The sequence below is a fragment of the Flagellimonas sp. L-11 genome (genome assembly GCF_056857735.1).
The window spans coordinates 1-3,738 of record NZ_JBSXNR010000048.1 but is presented as its reverse complement, the minus strand read 5'-3'; the positions used below and the strand labels follow the sequence as shown (position 1 = coordinate 3,738).

2 protein-coding genes are annotated in these 3,738 nt (G+C 48.4%); both read right to left on the bottom strand.

The window, feature by feature from the left end:
* Positions 1 to 163: 163 nt before the first annotated feature.
* The gene (locus tag AC13CC_RS07580) at positions 164 to 589 is read right to left on the bottom strand and encodes a response regulator (RefSeq protein ID WP_482878247.1); all 426 of its coding nucleotides are present in this window, start codon (positions 587 to 589) and stop codon (positions 164 to 166) included.
* Positions 586 to 3,738: PAS domain S-box protein (locus AC13CC_RS07575; RefSeq protein WP_482878246.1), on the bottom strand; the 3,153-nt coding region annotated here is incomplete at its 5' end. The genes AC13CC_RS07575 and AC13CC_RS07580, both read right to left, overlap by 4 nt.

Here is a 3,738-nt window from a genome sequence, read left to right as displayed (position 1 = left end):
GGTTATGGCCGATTCAAAGGTCTCCTTATGGATGACCCTGATGGCGCTGAATTTTTCGATCAAATAATCGTCGATCAACATAAAATCACCGGGATTGTCCTCGATCACCAGTATGGAAAGTGGTTGGTTATCCTTTGTCATGACATCATTTTTTAATGCACAATCAACCTGCTAATTTAACGAGTTCGAGCCAAAACTCCTCGATTTTTAAAATGGCCTTCACAAAATCGTCCATATCTATAGGCTTGGTCACATAACAATTTGCATGATTTTCATAGGCCATATTGATGTCCCTTTGGTTCGAAGAGGTGGTGAGCATGATCACGGGAATCTTCTTCAAAGAAGGGTCTTGCTTTATTCGCTTGAGCACATCATGCCCGTTGAAAATGGGCAGGTTGATGTCCAAAAGGATAAGGTCGGGGCGCAGGGCATCTACAAACTTGTTCCTTTTAAAAAGAAAGTCCAGAGCATCGTTTCCGTTCTTTACGATACTGATATTGGTCCTGATCTTGCTCTCCTCAAAGGCATCAAGGGTCAGTACGATATCCCCCTCATTGTCCTCGACCAATAATATGTGTACGGTTTTCATGACTTGTTCTTTTTTATAGTGAAATAAAAGGTACTTCCTTTGCCCGGTATGGACTCCAACCAGATCTTGCCGCCCCAAGATTCCACATTTTTCTTGGATATGGACAGCCCCATTCCCGTACCATCATAGGTGTCCCTGTCATGGAGCCGTTGAAAGATGATAAAAACTTTGTCATAAAAGCTGGGATCGATGCCGATACCGTTGTCCTTTATCTTCACTTGCCAGTGATCTTTCTTGCTGGACACGGTGATTTTGATCTGCGGGGGCACCCCTTCCCTCGAATATTTGATGGCATTGTCCATCAAACAGTGGAAGGTCTGGGCCAATGGTGCCTTATAACAGGTGACCTTGGGAAGTTTCCCCTTGACGATCTTTACCGACTTCTCTTTTATCAACCTGCTCCGCAGTACTTCGTACTCTTCGGCCAGTTCGTTCAGATCAATGGTCTCGGGGGGCTCATCCGATCTTCCCGCACGGGAATATTCGAGGAGGTCCAGAATGATCTGCTTCATCCTCTTGGCCCCATCGGTGGCAAAATGGATGTACTGGTCCGCCTTTTCGTCCAACTGGCCACTGTACTTTCTTTGCAACTGGTTCAAAAAGCTCGTGATCATCCGCAGCGGCTCCTGGAGGTCGTGCGAGGCTATAAAGGCAAACTGCTCCAACTGGTCGTTGGTGATCTCCAGGTCCTTGATGTTTTTTTTGAGCGCTTCGTTCAGTTCCTCCAATTCCCTTTCGTGCCTTATGCGCTCGCTGATGTCCGTGATCGCGCCCACCATGCGGATGGCCTGCCCGGAACCGTTCCTGATGATGGCCCCCTTATCGATCACGGTTTTGACCTGTCCGTTCTTGTGCACGATCCTGTATTCCCTCTTCCAAAATTCCCTGGAAGGGTCCTGAAGGCTCTCCTTGAGGCTGGACTTGATCTCCGGTAGGTCGCCCGCGTAAAAACTGCCTTCCCATACCTCGCTTTCCTCCAGGCGCTTTTTGACCTTGTGCCCAAACAGTTTTTCAAAACCATGGCTTCGGTGGAAGACCCTGTTTTCGATGTCCCAGTCCCAAATCGCATCGGTGGTCGCCTGTGCAACCTTTTCAAAACGCTCGTTGGCCCGTAGGATCTCGATATCGGTCTCCTTGCGCAAGGTGATGTCCTTAAAGTAGACCGACAGGCCTTCGTTGCCCGGGTAGGCAGATACCTCGAACCATTTCCCCAGTGTGGGATAGAACTCTTCAAAGGTGACCATTTTCCCGGTGGCCATGGCCTTGTGGTACTGCGCATAGAACTCTAGCTCAACGGCATCGGAATATTCGTCCCAAAGCTTTTTACCCACAATGTCCTTTCTTTTCCTTCCCAGCACATGTTCGGCCTCCTTGTTCCAATAGGTCACCGTCCAATCACTGTCAACGGCAAAAAAGGCGTCCCCGATGCTCTCCAAGATCTGGTTCTTTTCATTATAGGAGCGTTCCAGTTCTTGGTTGGTCATGGAGGTTTCTATTGCCGTGGCAAGGTTGGTCGTTATGGTTCTTAGAAAGGAAATATCATCTTGACTCCAATTTCTTTCGTTTTTACAGTCGTCAAAACCAATAAAACCCCAAAACTTTTTATTGACCCATAACGGGAATACCAAAATGGATCTGATATCCTGTTCAAGAAGAAGCCTTTTGGTCTCTGTATCCGGCATCTCACTGACTATGGCCTTGAAAGCCTTATTTTGGGCCAGGGGCTGCATAAAATCCTGTACCATACTAAAGGGAACATTCTGGAGTATGGGGTTGTTGACTTGTGAAAGAGCCTCTTCCCTGCTCCATTCCAAACGCTGGCTGGTTTCCAGTTCGCCTGTTTTTTCATTAAGGGAGTTTTGGAAATAATATATCCGGTCCGCTTTAATGCACTTGCCCACTTTCCCGAACGCTTTTTCAACTACTTTGAACCAGTCGTCATAATTGAGCAGCTCGGTGTTCATCTCGGCAATGATGTCCAGCTGTTGCGTCTTGTGCAAAATTTTCTCGTTTGCCTTCTTTTTTTGGGTAATGTCCCTAAAAAACACACTGATGCCCTCTTGCGATGGATAGGCATTGACCTCCAACCAAAGGCCATAATAATCCTCAAAGGAGATGGGTTCACGGGTCTTGAGCACCTTGTTGTAGTTGGTGTAGGAAGGCAGGTCCATCGCATCGGGGAACACCTCCCAAAGATTTTTGCCGACAAGGTCCTCCCTTTTCACCCCTAGTAAGCGTTCCGCGGTCTTGTTCCAATAGGTCACCGTGAAGTCCTCCTTCATGGCAAAAAAGGCATCCCCGATGCTCTCCAGGATCTGGTTTTTCTCCCGAAAGGCAGCCTCCAGTGCCCCTGCGGCCCTTTTCCTTTCGTCTATGTTTTTAAAATAGGCGGAAACACCGCCATTGGAAGGGTAGGTATTGATCTCGTACCAAGCCCCGTTGCCGGGGTAGCGGTATTCAAAGCTTTCCGCCCTGCCCTGCTTGGCGACCCTTCTGTACACGCTTTCCAGTTCGGTACCCAAGGCAGGGGAAAAAAGTTCCCAGATGTTTTGGCCCAATACCTCATCGCTTTTCTTTCCCAACATGTTTTCGGCCTCCTTGTTAAAGTAGGTGAAGTTCCAGTCCTTGTCCACGGCATGGAACGCGTCCGATATACTGCCCAGTATTTCCTGGAGCTGCAATTGGGTGGTCTTCATCGTATGGATGTCCTGTATACTTCCATAGATCTTGGTGCACGCCCCATTGGCTCGTTCGCTTTTTCCAATGATCCGCACCCATTTTTCCTTTCCCGAACTGGTTTTCAACAGTACCTCTTGGTCGTATTCCGTGCCCTTTTCGATAAGTTCCTCGATCCCTTTTTCCACAATGGCCCTGCTTTCGGGGGTATAGAATTCAAGGCCACCGCTCAAGGAGGCATCATAGTTCTCGTCCACCTCTATTATTTTTCGCACCATGGGCGACCAGTACATGGTATCGTTCCCGGGTTCCGAAAGCAGTTCCATTTCCCAGCTGCCTATTTTGGAGAGCTCCGAGGTCTCTTCCAAGAGATGGGTCAACTTGACCTCTTCGGTGATGTCGAAGATCATGGAATTGAAAAGAACGGTGCCATCTGCCAATTTGTAGGGCGTCCCGTAGCCTTCGTGCCAACG